The organism is Rhodoferax sp., assembly GCF_039922535.1.
In the GTDB taxonomy this organism is placed as follows: domain Bacteria; phylum Pseudomonadota; class Gammaproteobacteria; order Burkholderiales; family Burkholderiaceae_C; genus Rhodoferax_B.
Window position 1 is genome coordinate 1 of the sequence record NZ_JBDTEM010000496.1, and the last position, 1636, is coordinate 1636.

Here is a 1636-nt window from a genome sequence, read left to right on the forward strand (position 1 = left end):
ACGGCGGGCAGGCCACCGGCGTAGTAGAACTCCTCCATCAGGAAGCGGCCCGAAGGCTGCAAATCCACAATGGTCGGCGTACCTTGGCCGATGCGGGTCCAGTCTTCCAGGTCCAGCTGCACGCCGATGCGCCCGGCAATGGCCTTCAGGTGGATCACGGCGTTGGTCGAGCCGCCGATGGCCGCATTGGTGCGGATGGCGTTCTCAAAAGCTTCGCGGGTCAAAATTTTGGACAACGTGAGGCCCTCGCGGGCCATGGCCACGGCACGCATGCCCGACATGTGCGCCAGCACATAGCGGCGCGCATCCACCGCCGGAATGGCGGCGTTGTGCGGCAGCGAAGTGCCCAATGCCTCGGCCATGCAGGCCATGGTGCTGGCCGTGCCCATGGTGTTGCAGGTGCCTGCAGAGCGCGACATGCCCGCTTCGGCGGCGAAAAACTGGTGTTCGTTGATCTCGCCCGCCTTCAGCGATTCGTGCAGTCGCCAAACCGCCGTGCCAGAGCCAATGTCTTTGCCGTCCAGCTTGCCGTTGAGCATGGGGCCGCCGGTGACCACGATGGCCGGGATGTCGCAGCTGGCCGCGCCCATCAGCAGTGCGGGCGTGGTTTTGTCGCAGCCGGTGAGCAGCACCACCGCGTCGATGGGGTTGCCGCGGATGGCCTCCTCCACGTCCATGCTGGCCAGGTTGCGGGTCAGCATGGCGGTGGGGCGCAAATTGGATTCACCGTTGGAGAACACCGGGAACTCCACCGGGAAGCCACCGGCCTCGAAGATGCCGCGCTTCACATGCTCGGCGATCTTGCGGAAGTGGGCGTTGCAAGGGGTGAGTTCGCTCCAGGTGTTGCAGATGCCGACGATGGGGCGGCCATCGAACTCGTGGTCCGGGATGCCCTGGTTCTTCATCCAGCTGCGGTACATGAAGCCGTTTTTGTCGGCCGAGCCAAACCATTCGGCGGAGCGCATTTTTTTAGGGGTATCGGTCATAGTGGGGTCTTCAGAAAAATCAGGAATGGGGGGATTTACGCGCGGCAAAGACGCGCTGGAGCAGGCAAAACAGGAACAGCAGCGCACCCACGACGATGCGCGTCCACCAGGAACTCAAAGTGCCGTCAAAGGAAATCAGGGTCTGGATGATGCCCAGCATCAGCACACCAAACAGCGTGCCAACCATGTAGCCCGAGCCGCCGGTAAGCAGCGTGCCGCCAATCACCACCGCCGCAATCGCATCCAGCTCCATGCCCACGGCATGCAGGCCGTAGCCCGAGAGCATGTAAAACGTAAACACCACCCCCGCCAGCGCCGAACAAAAGCCCGACAAGGTGTACACGCCAATCAAGGTGGCGCGTACCGGCAAGCCCATCAGCAGGGCCGAGTTTTCGCTGCCACCCACGGCGTACACCGTGCGGCCAAACGGAGTGCAGTGCGCCACAAACACCGCCACCACCAGCACGATGAGCGCAATCACCGCACCAATGGACAACGAGGCATCGCCCCATACCGGGATGCGCATTTGCGAGACTTCGGAATAGAAGTCGTTGGTGATGCTGATGGAGTCGATGCTGATCAGGTAGCACAGGCCGCGCGCCAGGAACATGCCCGCCAACGTCACGATGAAGGGCTGCAGGCGAAAACGC

General features: G+C 62.7%; 1 protein-coding gene and 1 pseudogene. Both read right to left on the reverse strand.

Going from position 1 to position 1636, the window contains the following annotated elements:
* The coding region (locus ABI213_RS23165) for a dihydroxy-acid dehydratase (protein WP_348028859.1) at positions 1–986 on the reverse strand (986 nt) is incomplete at its 3' end.
* A 19-nt stretch (positions 987–1005) separates the two neighbouring features.
* Positions 1006–1636 (reverse strand): annotated as a pseudogene (locus ABI213_RS23170) (sugar ABC transporter permease YjfF); the annotation flags it as partial.